The 20,185-nt window shown below is 60.1% G+C and carries 19 protein-coding genes and 1 pseudogene; 17 read left to right on the top strand and 3 right to left on the bottom strand.

Annotated features, from left to right (window positions below):
* Positions 1-97: 97 nt before the first annotated feature.
* The gene (locus ROS217_RS01840) at positions 98-2,251 is read right to left on the bottom strand and encodes a serine/threonine protein kinase (protein ID WP_254656467.1); all 2,154 of its coding nucleotides are present in this window, start codon (positions 2,249-2,251) and stop codon (positions 98-100) included.
* Positions 2,252-2,296: 45 nt separating this feature from the next.
* Positions 2,297-2,875 (bottom strand): OmpA family protein, encoded by a 579-nt coding sequence (locus ROS217_RS01835; RefSeq protein WP_009815941.1) that lies wholly within the window; start codon positions 2,873-2,875, stop codon positions 2,297-2,299.
* 137 nt (positions 2,876-3,012) lie between these two features.
* Between ROS217_RS01835 and ROS217_RS01830 the strand changes: the two genes are divergently transcribed.
* The gene (locus ROS217_RS01830) at positions 3,013-3,885 is read left to right on the top strand and encodes a M15 family metallopeptidase (protein WP_009815940.1); all 873 of its coding nucleotides are present in this window, start codon (positions 3,013-3,015) and stop codon (positions 3,883-3,885) included.
* A gap of 386 nt (positions 3,886-4,271) precedes the next feature.
* On the opposite strand, the pseudogene ROS217_RS01825 reads toward ROS217_RS01830, so the two are convergent.
* Positions 4,272-4,655 (bottom strand): annotated as a pseudogene (locus ROS217_RS01825) (DDE-type integrase/transposase/recombinase); the annotation flags it as partial.
* Positions 4,656-4,938: 283 nt separating this feature from the next.
* Here ROS217_RS01825 and ROS217_RS01820 point away from each other — a divergent pair.
* The 16 genes from ROS217_RS01820 to ROS217_RS01750 all read left to right on the top strand — a co-directional run bounded on the left by ROS217_RS01820 (position 4,939) and on the right by ROS217_RS01750 (position 20,185).
* Positions 4,939-5,913, top strand: coding sequence for a quinone oxidoreductase family protein (locus ROS217_RS01820; RefSeq protein WP_009815938.1), 975 nt, complete (start codon positions 4,939-4,941; stop codon positions 5,911-5,913).
* Between the two features lie 152 nt (positions 5,914-6,065).
* Positions 6,066-7,127, top strand: coding sequence for an extracellular solute-binding protein (locus tag ROS217_RS01815; protein ID WP_009815937.1), 1,062 nt, complete (start codon positions 6,066-6,068; stop codon positions 7,125-7,127).
* 56 nt (positions 7,128-7,183) lie between these two features.
* Positions 7,184-8,284 (top strand): ABC transporter ATP-binding protein, encoded by a 1,101-nt coding sequence (locus ROS217_RS01810; RefSeq protein WP_040650898.1) that lies wholly within the window; start codon positions 7,184-7,186, stop codon positions 8,282-8,284.
* Complete coding sequence (locus ROS217_RS01805; RefSeq protein WP_009815935.1) at positions 8,284-9,141, top strand: ABC transporter permease; 858 nt, start codon at positions 8,284-8,286, stop codon at positions 9,139-9,141. Before ROS217_RS01810 ends, ROS217_RS01805 begins: the two co-directional genes overlap by 1 nt.
* Position 9,142: 1 nt before the next feature.
* On the top strand, positions 9,143-10,003 hold the full coding sequence (locus ROS217_RS01800) for an ABC transporter permease (protein ID WP_009815934.1): 861 nt from the start codon (positions 9,143-9,145) through the stop codon (positions 10,001-10,003).
* Between the two features lie 339 nt (positions 10,004-10,342).
* A complete protein-coding gene (gene urtA, locus ROS217_RS01795; RefSeq protein WP_009815933.1) occupies positions 10,343-11,605 on the top strand; it encodes an urea ABC transporter substrate-binding protein in 1,263 nt (420 codons plus the stop codon).
* 65 nt (positions 11,606-11,670) lie between these two features.
* Positions 11,671-13,644 carry an urea ABC transporter permease subunit UrtB gene (urtB, locus tag ROS217_RS01790; protein ID WP_009815932.1) on the top strand — a complete coding sequence of 658 codons (1,974 nt, stop codon included), beginning with the start codon at positions 11,671-11,673 and terminating at the stop codon, positions 13,642-13,644.
* Between the two features lie 3 nt (positions 13,645-13,647).
* On the top strand, positions 13,648-14,832 hold the full coding sequence (urtC, locus tag ROS217_RS01785; protein WP_009815931.1) for an urea ABC transporter permease subunit UrtC: 1,185 nt from the start codon (positions 13,648-13,650) through the stop codon (positions 14,830-14,832).
* The gene (urtD, locus tag ROS217_RS01780; RefSeq protein ID WP_009815930.1) at positions 14,829-15,569 is read left to right on the top strand and encodes an urea ABC transporter ATP-binding protein UrtD; all 741 of its coding nucleotides are present in this window, start codon (positions 14,829-14,831) and stop codon (positions 15,567-15,569) included. Before urtC ends, urtD begins: the two co-directional genes overlap by 4 nt.
* Before the next feature lie 3 nt (positions 15,570-15,572).
* Positions 15,573-16,268 (top strand): urea ABC transporter ATP-binding subunit UrtE, encoded by a 696-nt coding sequence (gene urtE / locus ROS217_RS01775; protein ID WP_009815929.1) that lies wholly within the window; start codon positions 15,573-15,575, stop codon positions 16,266-16,268.
* Positions 16,269-16,397: 129 nt separating this feature from the next.
* Positions 16,398-17,210, top strand: coding sequence for an urease accessory protein UreD (locus ROS217_RS01770; RefSeq protein WP_009815928.1), 813 nt, complete (start codon positions 16,398-16,400; stop codon positions 17,208-17,210).
* A gap of 12 nt (positions 17,211-17,222) precedes the next feature.
* The gene (locus ROS217_RS01765) at positions 17,223-17,525 is read left to right on the top strand and encodes an urease subunit gamma (protein WP_009815927.1); all 303 of its coding nucleotides are present in this window, start codon (positions 17,223-17,225) and stop codon (positions 17,523-17,525) included.
* Positions 17,526-17,537: 12 nt separating this feature from the next.
* Positions 17,538-17,696, top strand: coding sequence for a hypothetical protein (locus ROS217_RS24270; protein WP_009815926.1), 159 nt, complete (start codon positions 17,538-17,540; stop codon positions 17,694-17,696).
* Positions 17,693-17,998, top strand: a complete 306-nt coding sequence (locus ROS217_RS01760) for an urease subunit beta (protein WP_009815925.1) — start codon at positions 17,693-17,695, stop codon at positions 17,996-17,998. Before ROS217_RS24270 ends, ROS217_RS01760 begins: the two co-directional genes overlap by 4 nt.
* Positions 17,999-19,708, top strand: coding sequence for an urease subunit alpha (gene ureC / locus ROS217_RS01755; protein WP_009815924.1), 1,710 nt, complete (start codon positions 17,999-18,001; stop codon positions 19,706-19,708).
* Positions 19,709-19,717: 9 nt separating this feature from the next.
* Complete coding sequence (locus ROS217_RS01750) at positions 19,718-20,185, top strand: urease accessory protein UreE (protein ID WP_009815923.1); 468 nt, start codon at positions 19,718-19,720, stop codon at positions 20,183-20,185.

Raw genomic sequence — 20,185 nt, 5'->3', positions numbered from 1 at the left:
AAACGCGGGGTGATTTAAGCGTAGCACTTTCATGTAATATCACTGTTTCACCAATGTCTCTGAGGACCCGAAGGCGTTTGCCGACGCGACTTTTCCGTCACTCTTCCGTGGTTAGCAACGCTGAATCCAGTGAGGTCACGGTGACGTCGCTTGCCTCGCGGGCCGCGATCAGCGCTTCGGCATAACTTTCCACGGACTCCGTCGTCGGGCGCAGGTCGTCGAACAGGGAACCATCGGAATGCAGCGCGATGATCTTGGATTTACCCAGCACCGAGCCATCGACGGTGAAGGCCAACTTCCCGCTTGCCTGCGCTTCTTCCAGGCCAAAAGCGACACGCACGAACCCATCCTCCGCCTCTGCACGCAAAGCCGTCAAGCTGTTGTCCGGGCGCGTCCGGTTTGGCAGCAGATGGAATACGACGCCCTGCACATCCACCACCGAGACCCAAAGGTAACCCTCTGTTAGCTCGTCGGGCAGTCTGACGTCGATCGTCGGATTCTCCCCGACCTGATAGCGCCCGGCAAGGTTGTCGCCTTCGCGATCTCCATATCCGAGACGGATATCGAAACCGCCCGGACCAGCCGTGGGCAAAACCCCGTCGATCCGGCACAGACTGGCGTTCAACACCTCACCCTCCACACGTACCGGCCTAACACCTGCAACATCGGAAATGGCCGCTTGCAGCGCCGAACGACTGGTTTCGTTGGCGAACCTGCCGTTGACGATCACCCTATCTTCAAGCCCGTATCCAATTGGTGGCGGTGCCATGAGCTGCAGAGGGCCGCAATCCGCGTGCTCTTCCAACAACGGGTGCACGTCTTTGGGCAGCAGAAATCGTGGTCCGAGGCCGATCTCGGCTGTTCCGTTGAATCCTTCTGGAAAGCCATTGGCAAAGCCTTCCTGTACCATAGCTTGATCGGACTTGGTCGCGGCAAGTCCGGTCACATTCACCTGATCGTCGGACACCGCGATGCGAAACTCCTCTAGCGGCAGGAGGGTCTCGAACATCTGTAACAGCCCAATGCCCCAAGTCGGCGAAATGTCACCGCTGGCAAGCGTCAGCTGCGCAGAGCCTCCCACCCCCTCAATCCGTTCCGTCAAGGCTGCTTCGACCTCTTTTGACGGCACGTACCCTACCGCCTGTGCATTCCCAGTCGATCCCTTTTCGATAATCATCGAATAGGGATCGGCTACAGGATAGCGCGGCCCGGTCAACCCGTCGAAAACCCCACCAAAATAGGCACCTGCACCAATCACCAAGAGGGCGACGAATGCCAGAATCGGCAGCAGTGACTGCCGTTTGGGCGCGGCGTCCTGAGGTGCTTCCGATATCGGACCCTGGACAGGGGGGGCGGGGGCGACCCGGGCCGTGACCGGGGCAATCACGGTCGCATCGTCCAGCATCACCGAGGCCAGATCGTCCTCTTTCATGCTGTCGGGGTCCTTGAACGCTTCCAGAAGCGCCTCGGCCGATTGGAATCGCAGGTCGGGGTTCGGTTCACACATCTTAGTGATCAGCCGGCGCAGCGGCTCAGGCACGCCTTCCAAGTCCAGCGGCTCGGCCTTCTTCTTCACCACTTCCATCGGGTTCGCCCCGATATCTGGCTTCTTGCCACGGAAGGTCGATAGTAAGAGTGCTCCCAGAGAATAGATGTCCGAACGGGCATCGGTGGTGCCACTCAGTTGTTCGGGCGCCGCATAGGCGTATTTTCCAGCGAATTCATTGCCCACAATGGTCTGCGCGCCTGGATTGGTGTCCTTGGCGATGCCGAAATCGATGATCACGGCCTGATCTGCCTTGTCGTTTCGCAGGATGATGTTGTCGGGTGAGAGGTCGCGGTGCACGATATTGCGCGCATGCGCTGCGATCAGGCCTTCACACACGCGTCGGCCCACCACCAACAGGTCACTTGCCGGCATGCCGCCATCTGCCAGTTTGCGGTCAAGGCCGGGGCCATCCACGTAATCCATCACGAGATAAACCACGCCGTCGGGCATCCGCTGGGTGTCGAAATACCGCACGACCGCATCGTGCTGAATCTCCCGCACGTCTTCCTCGCGGGTCATAAGCACGAGGAAATCCTCGTTGCTGGCAAACTCCGCGCGAAGGGCCTTTACCGCCATCACCCGGCCGGAAATCTCGGACCGGGCTTTATACACCTCCGAGGTGCCACCACGTCCGAGGATTGCCTCGATCCGGTAGGTGTTGTTCAGCAGATCGCCTGGACTAAAAATATCTCCGGGCTGCATCGAAGTCATGCCGCACCGCCAACGGTCAAGGGGCGAGCAACCACCTTAGCTGAGCGCCTGAAATTCGACCCGCCGGTTTGCATCCGAGTCCGGATCCGCCTTGTCGAGCAGAAACGCCTCCCCAACGCCGACCGCTTCCAGCCGCTCGGGTTCAATCCCGCAGTCGGTCTCTAGGTGGCGCTTAACTTCCTGTGCCCGCAGCAAGGACAGTCGTTCGTTGTAGCTCGCCGATCCGCTGGAATCCGTATGACCGACAATCCGGAAGGACCCGATATCGGCGGTCTGCATAACCTTGCAAAGCGTCACCAGCTTAGGTTTCTGGTCCGCGCGTAGGGCTGAACTGTCGAAATCGAAACTGATCTGGATGCTGACTTGCTCTTCCGGGGCAAGCTCTACATAGGTTTGCGTCGCGCTCGGAGTGGCGGCGGTGTCTCCCACGCCAGTATTGTCTTGCGCGTTTGTCGGGGCAAGCACCAGTCCGCGAGTCTTTTGCTTGTTGAAAAACTCTTCCAGCTGTTCCGCAGACAGGTTGCTCGCATCGTTTGCTTGCGCATATGCGATCCCGCTCAGTGCCGGGACTCCAGCCAAAGCCAAGCTCAGAACTAAAATAGTTTGCCTATACATTGATGAACCTTCCAATATCGGACAGCCAAAGGGTACACCAGCTCCGGGACTGAAACAACGTCCTTGATAGGTCGCTTTATTGACACGAGACCGGCAGTGACCCAATGTTCTCGCATTGAGGTCGTGCAGGCATTTACATGGACAAGCGCATCATTCCCGCAATCGTCAGCGTCATGGTGCTGATCCTTTTCGGGGTGGCCGTTCTGATCTGGATGCAGTTCCGGTCGGACGCCGAAATACGCTACGAAGCGGACGGCGACGCCACGTTCTCCGGTCCTGCGGTTGACAGCGGCGCTCGGATCGAGATCGAAGGCCTGCGCGCTCAGATCGACGCGCTGACCGAACAGTTGCAACAACTAGAAAGGCAGATCGCCGCGATCGCCGACCGCGCCCCGGCTTCTTCTGCGCCATTGCAGGGCCAGGAGCAGGCCGCCTTTCCCACTGACGGGCCGAACCAGATCATTGACGCCTATGCCCAGGTGGTTCTGATTGCGAACCGGCGCGAGTTGAACAAGGGGGTCAACATCGCTTCGCCCCGATTCCTCGAAGGGATTTTCGGAAAGCCCCGCGAGAGCCTGACGGACAAATGCCAAGGCATGACCAACGATCGGCTGGCGAGCAAGCTCGTGACGGCGGAGGTTGGCCCGATCAGGGTGACCATGTTGCAGCCTGCGATTGTTTCACTTGCCGTGATTTTTGACAAGATCAAGGCCGCTGACAAGGATCTCTATGACCGGATCAACACCGCTGGCGCACTTTGCGTACGCCACATTAGGGGCGCGCGGAACAGCACGTCTACACATGCCTTCGGCCTATCCGTCGATCTGAACATCGATGGCAGTCTTGATACGCTGGGCGACGGTAAGACCCAACTGGGCCTGACGATCCTCGCCGATTTCTTCCGCAACGAAGGCTGGTATTGGGGCGCAGCGTTCGGCCGCGAGGACAGCATGCATTTTGAAGTAGGCCGTGATCTCGTGGAAAAATGGGTCGCTGAAGGGAAGCTATGACCTTCGACAGGATCAAGCGTGGCACCTTACAGAACGCAAGGAAAACGGCAGTGAAAGAATACACCACGGAAGTGATGCGAAAATCTCGCTGTGAGCAACATTTTGCGTTTCTTTGTGGACCAGTTCCATTCTGACGTTGACGGCTGAGAACTTGATTTTGTCGAGGAAAATTGCGGAGATGTCTCGTGATAAACTTCGTGTCACCGAACCCGTATTCTCGCGCCGGATAGCGAACGGCAATGAATGTAGGATACGCCGCTGGCAAAGTATGGTGTGTGGATCTGGATCAGCATCGCCGCAGGAGTTATTCACGTTCGGAATAGATTAGTACAACAAAGTCCACATATTGAAATGGAGCCATGAATGTTTCCCGGTGGTCCAACCCCGAACCCTCCGTTGAACGCTTCGATGAACGCAATGTCAGTCGGCTTTCTGTGCCGTGAGAAATTGAGCGTGACACAGCACTGATAGGCCCAGAGGTCCATGTCGCGGGAGATGAACTCGCTGGCCTGATCGCCCAGGATCGTCTTGGGATAGCCCGATTTGCGGCACACCCGGTCCAACGTCGCCGCGGCATCCTCCCAACAATGGCTGAACCGCATTTCGAGCACCGGAACGTAGCGCGAGAACGTGTCCGCGACCGTCAAAACCCGCAGCTTCTTACCCGTCGCCAATTCGTCTTTGACAAGATCCATTGCCCAAACATCGCTCGGCCCGACGGCTTCGGCACGGTCATCGGGCAGCTTGGACTTCACCCTACGTTCTGGCGTCAATCCATCGATTATAAAATTGCTTCGTTTCTCTAATCATGGCCCGGGATACTGAGCAAGACTTGCGCGACGAACGGATGCAACCAACTGCCGCGCCAATACAAACTTTCGCAACAAACAAACGCTTCAATCGCTCTATCAGCCAGAGCCGCCACGATGAACGGGCATACCTGCACCTAATTCGGGTTCGCGTGGGATTGCCTTTCGCGGAGGACTGCCCTTTAGTCGGGCAAATTTGTATGGTGCGAAAAGTCGCATCACTCAGACCGAAAGGAAAACACTCATGTCGCGAACGGTAATTATCGAAAAAGCAGGCGGGGCCGAGGAGTTGAAGCTCGTTGACCTTGAGGTCGGCGAACCGGGGCCGGGTGAGATTCGTATCCGGCATATGGCTTGTGGGTTGAATTTCATTGACGTCTATCAGCGCACAGGCCTCTACCCGCTGACCTATCCGCATGCCTTGGGCATGGAGGCGGCAGGTGTTGTCGAGGCGGTGGGCGAGGGTGTTACCCACCTCAAGCCCGGCGACCGTGCCGCCTATGCCGCAACCCCGCCGGGTGCTTATGCCGAGGCGCGGGTGATGCCCGCGTCGCAGGTCTGTCCGCTGCCGGATGGCATTTCGTTTGAGGATGCGGCCTCGATCATGTTGCAGGGGATGACGGTCGAATATCTCTTTCACCGGGTCTGGCCGCTGGAAGCTGGGCAAACGGTCCTGTTCCACGCTGCTGCGGGGGGCGTTGGGCTTTTGGCCTGCCAATGGGCGCGCTCGGAGGGGATCACTCTGATCGGGACAGCGGGCACGGATGAAAAGTGCAAACTTGCGGTGGAAAACGGTGCTTCCGCCTGCATCAATTATCGCGATCAAGATTTCGTGTCTGAGGTCAAGTCGTTGACCGATGGCAAAGGGGTGGATGTGGTCATGGATGGGGTGGGCAAGGATACGTTTGAGCGTTCCCTCGACTGCCTCAAGCCGCTTGGCATGATGATGTCCTTTGGCAATGCCTCTGGCCCGGTCGCGCCGGTGAGCCTGCTGACCCTCGCCGCCAAGGGATCGCTCAAGCTGACTCGCACGACACTGTTCACCTTTCTTGCCGACCATGCGCGGTGTCAGGATATGGCGCGCCATCTCTTCGACAAGGTTGAGAGCGGCGCGGTCAAGGTCAATATCGGGCAGCGCTTCCCGCTGGATCAGGTCGCTGAGGCGCATCGCGCGCTGGAAGGACGCCAGACCACGGGCTCGACTATCCTGACGCTCTGATCCCTCTCGACACCGCCGCTGTCAAATGGCGAGGGGTGGCGACAGCCCTCGCCGATGCGTGATCTGCGCATGGCTTGACGCATGGCGGGCAGAGGCATAGCGTCTGGCCACAACAACGGCTCGGGAACCGAGCGATACACAGGGAGTGGACTATGAGAAAGCTGTTGGGAACTGTCCTGACCAGCGCTGCTTTTGCGTTGGTTGGCACCGCCGGGTCTGCCGAGACCTTGCGTCTTTTGACCTGGGGCGGTTACGCACCCGAATCCGTGATTTCAGCATTCAAAGCTGAAACCGGCATTGATGTCGAAGTCACCTTGTCGAATAACGAGGACATGATTTCCAAGCTCCGCGCCACCGGCGGGGCTGGTTTTGATCTTGCACAGCCCAGTCAGGACCGTATCCTTGGGCCGCAACAGGAATTCGGCATATACAAACCGCTCGACCTGAGCCAGATCGACCAGTCGCAATTCATCGGCGATCTCTACGATGCGTCGGTTGCGGCAACCACGGTGGATGGCGCGGCTTATGGCGTGGCGCATATCTGGGGCGTGTCTGGCTTTGCCGTGGATCGCTCTGTTGCGGGCGACATTAAAACCTATGCCGATCTCTGCTCGGCGGATTATGCGGGCAAGATTTCCATGCGGACCAAGCGGATTGCCCTTCTGGGCTTTGCCTTTGCCGCCGGGGAGGACCCGTTTGCAGCCTATTCGGACCCCGCGAAATACGAGGAAATCATCACCGCCGCCGCCACCGCAATGGGCGAATGCAAGGCCAATGTGAAAGCCTACTGGAGCGGTGCCGACGATCTCTTGGCGATGATGCGCTCGGGCGAAGTCGTGGCCGCAGAGGCGTGGGACGCGACCGGATTCAAGTTGAATGCCGAGGATGCCAAGTGGAATTTTGTCGCCCCCTCGACCGGCGCCCTGGGCTGGATTGACACCTTTACCATTCCCGCCAAGGGCGAAAATGACGCGGCGGCGTACAAATGGATCAACTTCGTGATGCGCCCTGATGTAGCTGCACAGATCGTCAATCAGGCTGGGTCGTTCTCGGCCTCCAAAGGCTCTGACGAGTTGGTCGATCCGGCGCTGCGTGCCGCCTATCAAGAGGCGTTCCCACCTGAGGTGATATCCAACATCAAGTGGTTCCCGCCGATTCCCGCAGGTCTTGAGGATATCGAAGGTCGTCTGCTGGACCAGATCGCGGCGCAATGAAAAGAGAGGGACGCGGCGGGCCAACCGCCGCGTCACCCCCCGAAAGGTCAAACGACGTGGACAGCTTTTCCGCCGATCTCGAATGCCGCAACCTGATCAAGCGGTTCGGTAGCTTCACGGCTGTGGACGATGTGTCCTTTGCAATCCCCAAGGGATCGTTCTTCTCCATTCTTGGCCCGTCTGGCTGTGGTAAAACCACCTTGCTACGGATGATGGCCGGGTTTGCGCGCCCGGATGCGGGCGATATCCTGATCAAGGGTGCATCGGTGCTCGACACCCCACCCAACCGGCGGCCCGTCAATCTTGTGTTTCAGCATCTGGCGCTATTCCCGATGATGACCGTCGCCGAGAATATCGCCTATGGGCTGCGTCGTCGCGGCACGCCGCGTGCTGATATTGCCCGCGCGGTGGCGGATGTTCTGGGCCGCGTCGGGCTGCCGGATGCCGGACCAAAGCAGATTGATCAGCTCTCGGGCGGTCAAAAGCAACGGATTGCGATTGCGCGGGCGATGGTTCTGGACCCGGCGGTGTTGCTTTTGGATGAGCCGTTGGGCGCTCTGGATCTCAAGCTGCGCGAGCATATGAAGATTGAACTCAAACAGTTGCAGCATGAATTTGGCACGACATTCGTCTATATCACCCATGACCAATCCGAGGCGATGATGATGTCAGACCGGGTGGCGGTGATGAATGCCGGGCGGTTTGAACAGGTGGGCACGCCGGAAGAGCTGTATTTCCGCCCTCAGACCGCCTTTGTTGCGGGTTTCGTGGGCGATGCCAACAAACTGCGCGCCAAGGTGATCGCGGCGGATGGCACAGGGTGCAAGCTGGCGACGGATCAGGGGCTGACATTGGCGGCGGGTTTGCCGCGCAAGGGCGTGGCCGAGGTGGGGGGGATGTTTGACATCTTTATCCGCCCTGAATCCATCGCGGTCGGCACCGCCGCACAGGACAGCACCAACAGGCTGGAGGCCGTGATCGAGGATGTGCTCTTTAACGGCGCGCAGAGTCGGATTTTGGCACGCCTGCCGGGGGGAGATGTGATCGAGGCGCTCTTGCCGCAATCGGGCGAAGCAGAGCCATTGCGCCGCGGGGTCTCTGTGGCGCTCGGGCTTGGGCCGGGGTCGGTCGTGTCCTTTGCGGCGACGGGGGCGTGATGCGCGAAGGCAAGCTGGTCTTCTGGTTGCTCTTCGCACCCTTCGCGGCGTGGATCGCGCTCTTGATCGTGATTCCGCATATCGACATGCTGATCCTGTCCCTGCGTGAAAAAGTGGCCCCGCGAGTCTATGAAACCGGGTTTCGCAACTATGCGGATTTCGCGGCCTCTTGGGTCTATCCTTGGACGCTGTTACGTACGGTCGTCTTTTCGATCATCGCCACGGTCCTCACATTCATCATCGGTTTCCCGGTGGCCTATTACATCGCCAAGATTGCACAGGGTCGCACCAAGGCGGCGCTCTTTATGCTATGCCTCTTGCCGTTCTGGGTATCCGAGATCGTGCGGGTATTTGGCTGGATGCTGCTCTTGCGGGAAACCGGGCTGATCTCCAACGCCTTGCAGGGGTTGGGGATCACCTCGGGGCCGGTCGAGTTTCTTTATAATGACGCGGCCATTCTGATCGGCCTCGTCTATACTTCTATGCTCTTTATGATCGTGCCGCTGATTTCCACCATCGACGGGATGGATGATGCGCTGGTCGAGGCGGGTTATGATCTGGGCGGCAATGGCTGGACTGTGCTGACGCGGATCGTTATTCCCTATGCCATGCCGGGGATCATCGCAGGCTCTATCGTGGTGTTCATGCTGGCACTGGGCAATTACCTGACACCCACGCTGCTGGGCGGCAAAAGCGGACAGTGGTTCACGGCGCAGATCTATTCGCAGTTCATCACCCGCTTTAACTGGGAGTTGGGATCGGCCTTTGGCTTTATCCTCTTGGCCACGTCGAGCGCGCTTGTCTGGCTTTTGCTGCGGCTGTCGGGGCAGTCGCTCTCGAATACATTGGGGCGCTAGAATGCTCGCCTCTCTCCCCCGCTCGCCGCTCTTGCGCTTTGCCTATGCGGCCTATGTGGCGCTGTTTTTTGTCTACATGGCGCTGCCACTGGCGGTGGTGGCGGTCTTTGCCTTCAACGACAGCCAGTTTCCCGGCCTGCCATGGGAAGGGTTCACGCTGGATTGGTTCATCGGGGCAGAGCAGCCCCGGCTTGGGCTGATCAACGACCGAAGGATCGTTGCGGGCTTTTTCAACTCGGCCTTCGTGGCATTCTGGGTCACGGCCCTGTCGCTGACCGTGGCGACCACGACCGCGTTTCTCTTTGATCGCCACGATTTCCGGTTCAAGGAATTCGCCTATCTCATGATGCTGGCACCGCTGGTCATTCCAGGGGTGATCCTTGGCATTTCCATTCTTGTGTTTTCGTCGACGCTTGCAGAGGCGGTGAATAGCCTCACAGGTCTGGAGATCGGGGCGCTGCGTCCGGGGTTGTTTCTGGTGATTCTCGGGCAATTTTCATTCATCACAACCATTGCAACGCTGGTGATCGCCGCGCGGCTACGCCGCTTTGACCGCACTCTGGAAGAGGCAGCGCTGAATCTTGGGGCAACGCCGGCGGTGGTTTTTCGAACCATCACCCTTCCGTGGCTGCGACCGGCGCTCTTTGGGGCCGGGATTGTGGCCTTTTTGATTTCCTTCGAGAATTTCAACACCACGCTGATCCTCAACGGATCGAATGCGCCGCTGACGGTAACGATGTTCGACCGCATGCGCGAAGGTTCGACCCCGGTGCTCAACGCAGTGTCGGTGACACTGATGGTGGGATCGGGGCTCTTGGGCCTCTTGGGTATTCTCTTGCAAGGGCGCGCGGCAAAGCCGTAACTGCCGCCACGCTGCGATGCGGCATTTTTTCTGCAAACGCAATTAAAATGGGCGGTGCGCCTGAGAACTGCCCAAAAAGCGGCAATCTTGGCGGGTTCACCGCGACGCTGCACGCTCTCCCTAGAGCAATTCGCGTCAAATCTGTTTGCTGCATCGTGCCTGATACGGCTCAGACCCTCTCAGGGCGGCGCTGGTCCAGATAGACCGCGCTCTTCAGTGGAGAGGTGCAAACAAAATGCTGCGTTGCCAAAATGACGGTGGGGGATCGGAATTGAACAACGCCACGACGCGCGCAGCCCGGACATGGGAGTTCCGAAAGAAATGACAAAAAGAACATTTATGGCGAGCCTCGTTGCGACCTCCGTTCTTGCGACGGCCCCGGCACTGGCTCAGGATTGTCCCGTAAAGGTGGGCGTGCTGCACTCGCTCTCGGGCACGATGGCGATCTCCGAGACCACGCTCAAGGACACGGTCCTGATGCTGGTCGAACAGCAGAACGCCAAGGGCGGGTTGTTGGGTTGTCCCATCGAGGCGGTCGTGGTCGATCCGGCCTCTGATTGGCCGCTCTTTGCTGAAAAGGCGCGCGAGTTGCTGACGGTGAACGAGGTTGACGTGATCTTTGGCTCCTGGACCAGCGTGAGCCGCAAGTCGGCACTGCCGGTACTGGAGGAACTGAACGGCTTGATGTTCTATCCGGTGCAATACGAGGGCGAGGAATCGTCGAAAAACGTGTTCTACACAGGAGCAGCGCCCAATCAGCAGGCGATCCCCGCAGTGGATTACTTTATCGAGGAGTTGGGCGTCGAGAGTTTTGCGCTCTTGGGCACGGATTATGTCTACCCCCGCACCACCAACAACATCCTTGACGCCTATCTCAAATCCAAGGGCGTCGCTGCTGAGGACATCTTTGTCAATTACACCCCGTTCGGTCATTCCGACTGGGCGACAATTGTGGCGGATGTCGTGGCGCTTGGCGCGGGTGGTAAGAAGGTTGGCGTGATTTCCACCATCAATGGCGATGCCAATATCGGCTTTTACAAAGAACTGGCCGCCGCCGGTGTCAGCGCCGATGACATTCCCGTTGTCGCCTTCTCGGTCGGTGAAGAGGAACTGTCGGGTCTGGATACCACCGAACTCGTGGGCCATCTCGCGGCGTGGAACTATTTCCAATCCGCCGATACCGAGATCAACGCCGAATTCGTCAAGTCGTGGAAGGCCTATGCCGGTGACAACCGCGTGACCAACGACCCGATGGAGGCACATTACATCGGCTTTAACATGTGGGTAAACGCGGTGACAGCGGCGGGGACCACCGACGTCGACGCGGTGCGCACAGCGATGTGGGGGCAGGAGTTCCCCAACCTCACGGGCGGCACGGCTGTGATGCTGCCCAACCATCACCTGACCAAGCCGGTTCTGATCGGCGAAATCCGGGCTGATGGGCAGTTTGACATCATCAGCCAGACAACAGAGGTGCCGGGTGATGCCTGGACCGACTACTTGCCCGAGAGCGCGCCGCTCACAAGCGATTGGAAAGATCTGGGCTGCGGTATGTATAACACCGAGACCAAGACCTGCGTGCAGATGACGTCGAACTATTGACGCGGACCGGACGCGCGGCGGCAAGCCTCCGCGCGTCTTTCCTCTCAGGCAAGGCCCTTATCAAGATGCGTTCGTTTCTCTTACTCGCCCGGCTTGTGGTGACAGTGTTGGCCATTGGCCTTTTGTCCCTGTTGCGGCCCTCTGAAGGGCTGGCGCAAGAGGGGCTACAGCCGCTCTTGCAAGAGTATCAGGCCGAGATCGCCAAGCCGTCGCGTAGCACGGTCGAGAGCGTTCTGGATGCGCTGATGGCGGCTGACCGCCCCGGCACTGCCGAATTTCTGCTGCGTTGGCAGGATCGCGGGGTTTATGAACGGCCAGATGATGGCCTCTTTTTCTATGCTGAAGAAGGGGGCGACGCGCTGCGGCTCATAGATATCGACAGCGGCGCGGCGGTGGCTGAGGTGAGCAGCCGCGAGGTCAACCAGATTCGCCCCAATTCCGGGGTGCGCGGGGTGATCGCGGCGGCGCTGGTGCCGTTTGAGCTGAACGCGCCCGAGCCGGCGCGGCGGGCAGTGGCGCTGGATGCGATTGCTCGCAGCGGTGAGGCAAGTCAGATCGACCCGCTCAGCCGGTCTATCGAGACTGAGACTGATCCCGTGCTGAAAGAGCGAAAAGAGCGGCTCTTGACCCTGTTGACGGCGCAGTTTGCATCAGCGCTGCCCTATCGGCTGGCGGCGATCGAAGGGTTGAGTGGGGATACCAGTATCGAGGCGCGCGGCGTGCTTAACCAGTTGACGACACGCTCGCCGGGGGTTGGCACCGCCCTGCCGGAGGGCGCCAATATGGCCCGCGTGCTCGAGGTGGGCACGGATATTTCCGAAGTTGAGGCCTATGACCGGCTGGTGGCGGCCAATCTTGCGCCGCCACGCCAGAGTGCCACAGATCGCCGTGACGTGCTGGCGCAGCATATTGTCGATGGCGCGGTGGGCGGCGTGCCCCTGCACCTGCTCAACACCGATGCCGCCCGCACCCGCGCCTACGAGGCGCTGGAGGCTGAAGGCGCTGTTCCCCCCCGTGCCGCCGAGGATGAGGTGGCGCGCGCCGTGGCGGCGCATGCCTTCTATGAGGTTTATACCGAGCCAAATGCTGAGGTCACAACCGCTGCCGAGGACGCACTGGCCACCACGTCGCGCGCGCTTGGCCTCTATCAAACACTTGATCTGGTGTTGGACGGGCTGTCGCTCGCGTCCATTTTCTTTCTCGCGGCTATTGGCCTTGCCATCACCTTTGGCGTGATGGGTGTCATCAACATGGCGCATGGCGAGTTCATCATGATGGGGGCCTATACTGGTTATGTGGTGCAGCTTTTCATCCCTGATTACACCGTCAGTCTGATTGTCGCCTTGCCACTGGCCTTTGTCGTGACCTTTGGCGCGGGCGTGGCGATGGAGCGGCTGGTCATCCGGCATCTTTATACACGCCCGCTGGAAACGCTGCTTGCGACCTTTGGCATTTCGATCGCTCTGCAACAACTGGCCAAGAACATCTTTGGCACGCAGGCGCGGCCACTTACGGCACCTGACTGGCTGAGCGGGGCGCTGACGCTGAATGATATCGTGAGCATCAGCAATATCCGTGTGGCGATCTTTGTCCTTGCCCTGATCTTTCTGACGCTGCTGCTCTTTATCCTCAAGCGCACAAGACTGGGGCTTGAGGTGCGGGCAGTCACGCAAAATCCCGGAATGGCGGCGAGTATGGGCATCGACCCGGATCGCATCAACATGCTGACGTTTGGTCTTGGGTCGGGCATCGCGGGCATCGCGGGCGTGGCGATTGGCCTCTATGCGCAGGTCACGTCCGAGATGGGGGCGAATTACATCGTCCAGAGTTTCATGACCGTTGTTGTGGGCGGCGTTGGCAACGTCTGGGGCACGCTGGCGGGGGCCTCGATGATCGGCTTTCTGCAAAAGGGGATCGAATGGTTCAACCCGTCGAACACGCTGGCCGCACAAACCTATATGGTGCTTTTCGTCATTCTCTTCATTCAATTCCGGCCCAAGGGCATCGTCGCCCTCAAGGGCCGCGCGGCGGGGGACTGAGCCATGAGCAAACCCGAAATTGCTCCGCGTAAACGGTTCCTCGCGGAAAATCCGTCGGTGCTATGGTTCCTTGGCTGCCTTGCGCTCTTTACTCTGGGGGTGACCGTTCTGTCCGAAGGGTTCGGCCTTGCAATCCTCTCCACCTCGATGGTCAAGATCCTTGGGATGACGCTCTGCCTATGTCTCATTGCCGTGGCGATGGATGTGGTCTGGGGCTATTGCGGTATCCTCAGCCTGGGGCATTTCGCTTTCTTTGGCCTAGGGGGTTACGCCGTCGGCATGTGGCTGATGTATGCGCGCACCGAAGGGATCGTGATTAGCTCCCTTTCAGGTGCGCCCATTCCGCCGACACAGGGCGAAATTGAGAACGCCATCGCCACACAAATCTTTGGCGTGGTGGGCAGCAACGAACTGCCTTGGCTCTGGGGGTTTGCCCATAGTCTCACACTGCAACTGATGATGGTGGTACTGGTGCCGGGCCTTTTGGCGCTGGTGTTTGGCTGGCTGGCGTTCCGCAGTCGCGTCACCGGCGTATACCTGTCCATTCTAACGCAGGCGATGACGCTGGCGCTGTCGCTCTACCTGTTTCAGAACGACACCGGGTTGCGCGGCAATAACGGTCTCTCGGGGTTACAGAACATTCCTGGTCTCGATCATTTGCCGCAGTCCACGCTGTCGCTGTGGTTCTTCTGGGCGTCCGCGCTGGCGCTTGGGTTGGGCTATCTGCTCTTTGCATGGCTCGTGTCGGGCAAGTTCGGTTCGGTCATCCGCGCCATTCGCGACAACGAGGCGCGGGTGCGGTTTCTGGGCTATGATGTCGAGAGTTACAAGCTGGTGATCTTTACCCTGACTGCAGTGGTGTCGGCCATTGCGGGTGCGCTCTATTATCCGCAGGCGGGCATCATAAACCCGGCCGAGATTGCGCCGATTGCCTCGATTTATCTGGCGGTATGGGTGGCTATCGGCGGGCGCGGGCGGCTCTATGGCGCGGTGATTGGGGCGGCGGTCGTCAGCCTTGCGTCAAGCTGGTTCACCGGCGGCGGCGCGCTCAATATCAACCTCGGGATCTACACGATCAACTGGACTGATTGGTGGCTGGTGCTACTGGGGCTGGGCTTTGTCGCGGTCACGCTGTTTTTTCCCCGCGGCATCGGGGGCCTCTTTGACATGATCGTGAGAAAACCATGACCACGCTTCTCGAAGTCTCGGGCGTTTCCGTCACCTTTGACGGGTTCCGCGCCATCAACAACCTGTCGATCCAGGTGGCAGAGCCGGAATTGCGCGCCGTCATCGGCCCCAACGGGGCGGGCAAGACGACCTTTATGGATATCGTCACCGGCAAGACCCGCCCTGATGAGGGCCGGGTGATCTGGGGCGAAAAGAACGTGTCGCTCTTGGGGATGACCGAGAGCCAGATCGCGCGCGCAGGGATAGGGCGCAAGTTCCAGAAACCCACGGTCTTCGAGGCGCAGACCGTACGCGAAAACCTCGCCATGGCGCTCAAGAACAAGCGGGGGCCGTTCGATGTCCTGTTCTACCGCCGCTCCAGCCGGGGGGCCGCCCGCATTGCCGAACTGGCCGAGGAGATCGGCCTGCTCAACGATCTGCCGCGCCGCGCCGGAGAGCTGAGTCATGGGCAAAAGCAATGGCTGGAAATCGGTATGCTCTTGGCGCAGGATCCGCGTCTCTTGTTGGTGGACGAACCCGCCGCCGGGATGACGCCTGCCGAGCGCGAACATACCACCGATATTCTCAAACGCGCGGCAGAGACCCGCGCCGTGGTGGTGATTGAGCATGACATGGAATTCATCCGCCGCCTTGGCTGCAAGGTAACTGTGCTCCACGAAGGCTCGGTTCTGGCCGAGGGCAGTCTGGATCACGTGACACAGAACCAGCAGGTGATTGATGTCTATCTGGGGAGATAAGCGATGCTGAGCGTTGAGAACCTCACACTGCAATACGGTGCGTCGCAAATCTTGCATGGCGTCAGCCTGACCGCGCGACCGGGGGCGGTGACGGCGGTGATGGGCACAAATGGCGTGGGCAAGACCAGCCTTTTGAAGGCCATCGCCGGGCGGCATCCCTATTCCGGCGGGCGCATCACGCTGGACGGCGCGGCTCTCGATCATCTTAGCGCGGCGCAGGCGGCGCGGGCCGGCATCGGTTATGTGCCGCAGGGGCGAGAGGTGTTTCCGCTATTGACCGTCACCGAGAACCTAGAAACCGGCTTTGCCTGCCTGCCCAAATCCGAACATCGGATTCCGTCGCGGATTTATGATCTCTTTCCGGTGCTGGAACAGATGAAGGACCGGCGCGGTGGAGATCTGTCGGGCGGGCAACAGCAGCAGTTGGCCATCGCGCGCGCGCTGATCGCGCGCCCGCGCGTTTTGCTCTTGGATGAACCGACCGAGGGCATCCAGCCCAATATCATCAAGCAGATTGGTGAGGTGATCGGTCTGCTGCGGGATGAGGGGGAAATCGCCATCGTGCTTGTCGAGCAGTATTTCGATTTCGCCTATGGGCTGGCGGATGATCTGGTGGTGTTGAACCGGGGTGAGGTTCGTTTGTCCGAACCTGCGGCAATGGTGGAGCGAGACCGGCTCTTGCGTGAGGTGTCTATTTAATAGGCCATCTGCGCTAAAAATAGGCAGATGCGGGTGGCGCGCCTGTGGGATTTCAGGCAGGCGCGACGGGCTACTGGCAGGCCCCGACACAACAGGTAGCCTCTGATCTGTCACGAACTGGAATCACCCATGACCGCCTGTCCCGTCCCCTTGCATCAGCGTAGCCACGGCGCGGCCCATGTGAGCCTCTTGCCCGGCCCAGCGGGCGCGCGGCTCAACCGGCTGCATCAGGCGGGATCGGCCAAGGCCTTTGTGCATTCCGGCGCCTCCGGTCCTGAGGTGGTTTTTCTCAACACCTCTGGCGGCCTAGCGGGGGGCGACAGCCTTGCCTACCGCCTTGATCTGGCGGCGGGGTGCCGGGCCACGGCCACCACGCAAACAGCCGAGCGGGCCTATCGCAGCACAGGCGGGGCTGCGCATGTCACCGTCCGGCATGAGGTGGGGGCGGGCGCGCATCTCGATTGGCTGCCGCAGGAAACCATCCTCTTTGACAGCAGCCACCTGATCCGCGAGACGGTGATTGAACTGGCCGAGGATGCCTCTTGCCTCATGCTCGAGGCCGTCGTTCTGGGACGTGCCACCATGGGCGAAACGCTGGCCGAGGTCTCGTTGCGCGACACCCGCCGTATTATCCGTTTGGGCCGCCCCGTGATGATCGAGCCGCTGCATTTAGGCACCGAGGCACTGACCGCTGGTCCCGCTGTGCTGGGCTCTGCGGGGGCTTTTGCCACGCTGGCGCTGGTGGCACGGGGGGCTGAGGATGCCGTGGACCGCGCCCGCGCGGAACTGACCGAGGATGGCGTGATGGGTGGCGCTTCGGGCTTTGACGGCAAGCTGATGATCCGCCTCATGGCCGGTGATGGCTGGCCACTCAAGCGACAGATCATGCGGCTTGTCAGCGCCCTGCGTCCTGGTCCGTTGCCCCGCGTCTGGCAGATCTAGGAGAGAAGCGCGATGAACCTCACCCCCCGCGAAAAGGACAAGCTGTTGATCTCGCTCGCCGCCATGGTCGCGCGCGGCAGGCTCGCACGCGGCGTCAAGCTCAACCACCCCGAGGCCGTGGCGCTGATCACCGACTACGTGGTCGAAGGCGCGCGCGACGGGCGCACGGTAGCCGATCTGATGGAGGCGGGTGCGCATGTCGTGAGCGTCGAGCAATGTATGGAGGGCATCGCGCAGATGATCCATGCTGTTCAGGTCGAGGCGACCTTTCCCGATGGCACCAAGCTTGTCACTGTCCATAATCCCATCCGCTGAAAGGACCCGATCATGCGCTATCCCGTTGCCTTTTTCCTGCTTACCCCCACGCTGGCACTGGCTCATTCCGGCCCGCATCTGCATCCGCATGGGAGTGACGCGATGTGGTTGGGCGTGGTTGGCGCTCTTGCGGCGGCAGGGGGCTATGTGCTGGCAAAGGTGCGGAAATGATCCCCGGCGAGGTGCTGTGCGCCGAGGGTGAGATTATCCTCAACGCAGGCGTGCCAGTGACCGTGCTGATGGTCGCCAATACCGGCGACAGGCCGGTGCAGGTGGGCAGCCATTATCATTTTGCCGAGGCCAATTCCGGGCTTGCGTTCGACCGCACCGCTGCACGCGGGCAGCGGTTGGACATCCCCGCTGGCACCGCTGTTCGGTTCGAGCCGGGTCAGAGCCGCGAGGTGCGGCTTATCCCATTTGGCGGCGCGCGGCGGGTGTTCGGCTTTAATCAACAGGTGATGGGAGACCTCTAGATGCCCTATGCTATCCCCCGCTCCGCCTATGCCGCCATGTATGGCCCCACCACGGGTGACCGCCTGCGGCTTGGCGATACCGACCTGATTATCGAGGTCGAGCGCGATCTGACGGCTTACGGCGAAGAGGTGAAGTTCGGTGGCGGCAAGGTGATCCGAGACGGCATGGGCCAATCCCAAGTCACCCGTGCAGGTGGTGCGATGGATACGGTGATCACCAACGCGCTCATTGTCGATCATCAGGGGATCATCAAAGCCGATGTCGGCCTTCGCGACGGTCTCATCGCCGCGATTGGCAAGGCGGGCAATCCCGATACGCAATCAGGCGTGGATATCATAATCGGACCGGGAACCGAGATCATCGCCGGAGAGGGGAGAATCCTCACCCCCGGGGGGTTTGACGCACATATCCATTTCATCTGCCCACAACAGATCGAGGACGCGCTGCATTCCGGCATCACCACCATGCTGGGCGGCGGCACTGGTCCCGCCCATGGCACGCTGGCCACCACCTGCACGCCGGGGGCGTGGCATATTGGGCGGATGCTGCAATCGCTGGATGCCTTTCCGATGAATTTCGGCCTCTCGTCCAAGGGCAACGCGAGCCAACCCGAGGCCTTGATCGAGATGGTTCACGCCGGAGCCTGTGCGATGAAACTGCACGAGGATTGGGGCACCACGCCCGGCGCTATTGATTGTTGTCTGAGTGTCGCCGACGACATGGATGTGCAGGTGATGATCCACACCGACACGCTGAATGAAAGCGGTTTTGTCGAGAACACGCTCGCTGCCATCAAGGGGCGTACGATCCATGCTTTTCACACCGAGGGTGCGGGCGGCGGGCACGCGCCCGACATCATGAAAGTGGTGGGGTATGAGCATATCCTACCCTCCTCGACCAACCCGACGATGCCCTATACCGTCAACACCATCGAAGAGCATCTCGACATGCTGATGGTCTGTCACCATCTCGACAAGGCGATCCCCGAGGATGTGGCCTTTGCTGAGAGTCGTATCCGGCGCGAAACCATCGCCGCCGAGGATATCCTGCACGACATGGGCGCGTTCTCAGTGATGGCCTCAGACAGTCAGGCGATGGGCCGCGTGGGCGAGGTGATCATCCGCACGTGGCAGACAGCCTCAAAAATGCGCAAGCAGCGCGGGCGGCTGGCCGAGGAAACCGGCGACAATGACAACATGCGGGTGAAACGCTATATCGCAAAATATACCATCAACCCCGCCATCGTGCACGGGATGAGCGCCCATATCGGAAGTGTCAGCCCCGGCAAACGCGCTGATCTGGTACTATGGAGCCCGGCGTTTTTCGGCGCGAAACCCGAGATGGTGCTGATGGGCGGTTCTATCGTGCTGGCGCAGATGGGCGATCCCAATGCCTCTATCCCCACGCCGCAGCCGGTCTATTCCCGTCCCATGTTCGGGGCCTACGGGCGATCGGTCGAACGTTCTGCGGTGTTGTTCGTGTCGCAAGCGGCGCAGGCGGACGGGATCGGCGCAGCACTTGGGCTGGCGAAATCGACCGTGGCGGTCTCGAATACCCGCAAGATCAGCAAGCGCGACATGATTCACAACAATCTGACGCCCGTGGTCGAGGTGCATCCCGAAACCTATGAGGTGCGCGCCAATGGCGAATTGCTCACCTGCGAACCGGCCTCTGAATTGCCCCTCGCACAACGCTATTTCCTGTTTTGAGGGCCCAACATGTCTGATCTGCCGATTGCCCGTCATCTGTTGCACGCCCGGCCCAAGGCAGTGACCGATACTGTCGTGCTCGATTATGAGGCGCGGTTGATGCGGCGCAGACGCTTGGTGTGCAAGGGGGGATTGGAGTTTCTGGCTGATCTGGCTGAGGTGAGCAACCTTGATGATCACTGGGGTTTTGCGCTCGACGATGGTCGCGCCGTTGGGGTTGAGGCCGCGCCCGAAGATCTAGTTGAAGTGCGCGGAGATTTGGCGCGGCTGGCTTGGCACATCGGCAACCGGCATACGCCTTGCGAAGTGGTCTCTGATCACCTTCGTATCCGCCGCGATCATGTGATCGAAGCGATGCTGTCCCAGTTGGGCGCACGGCTGCAGCCTGTGAGCGGCCCGTTTCGCCCCGAGGGTGGAGCCTATGGCAAGGGTCGCACCATGGGGCATGATCACGGCCCGCAAGATCATCATTCCTGA

The sequence above is a fragment of the Roseovarius sp. 217 genome (genome assembly GCF_000152845.1).
Classification (GTDB): Bacteria; Pseudomonadota; Alphaproteobacteria; order Rhodobacterales; family Rhodobacteraceae; genus Roseovarius.
This window is presented reverse-complemented; position numbering and strand designations above follow the sequence as displayed.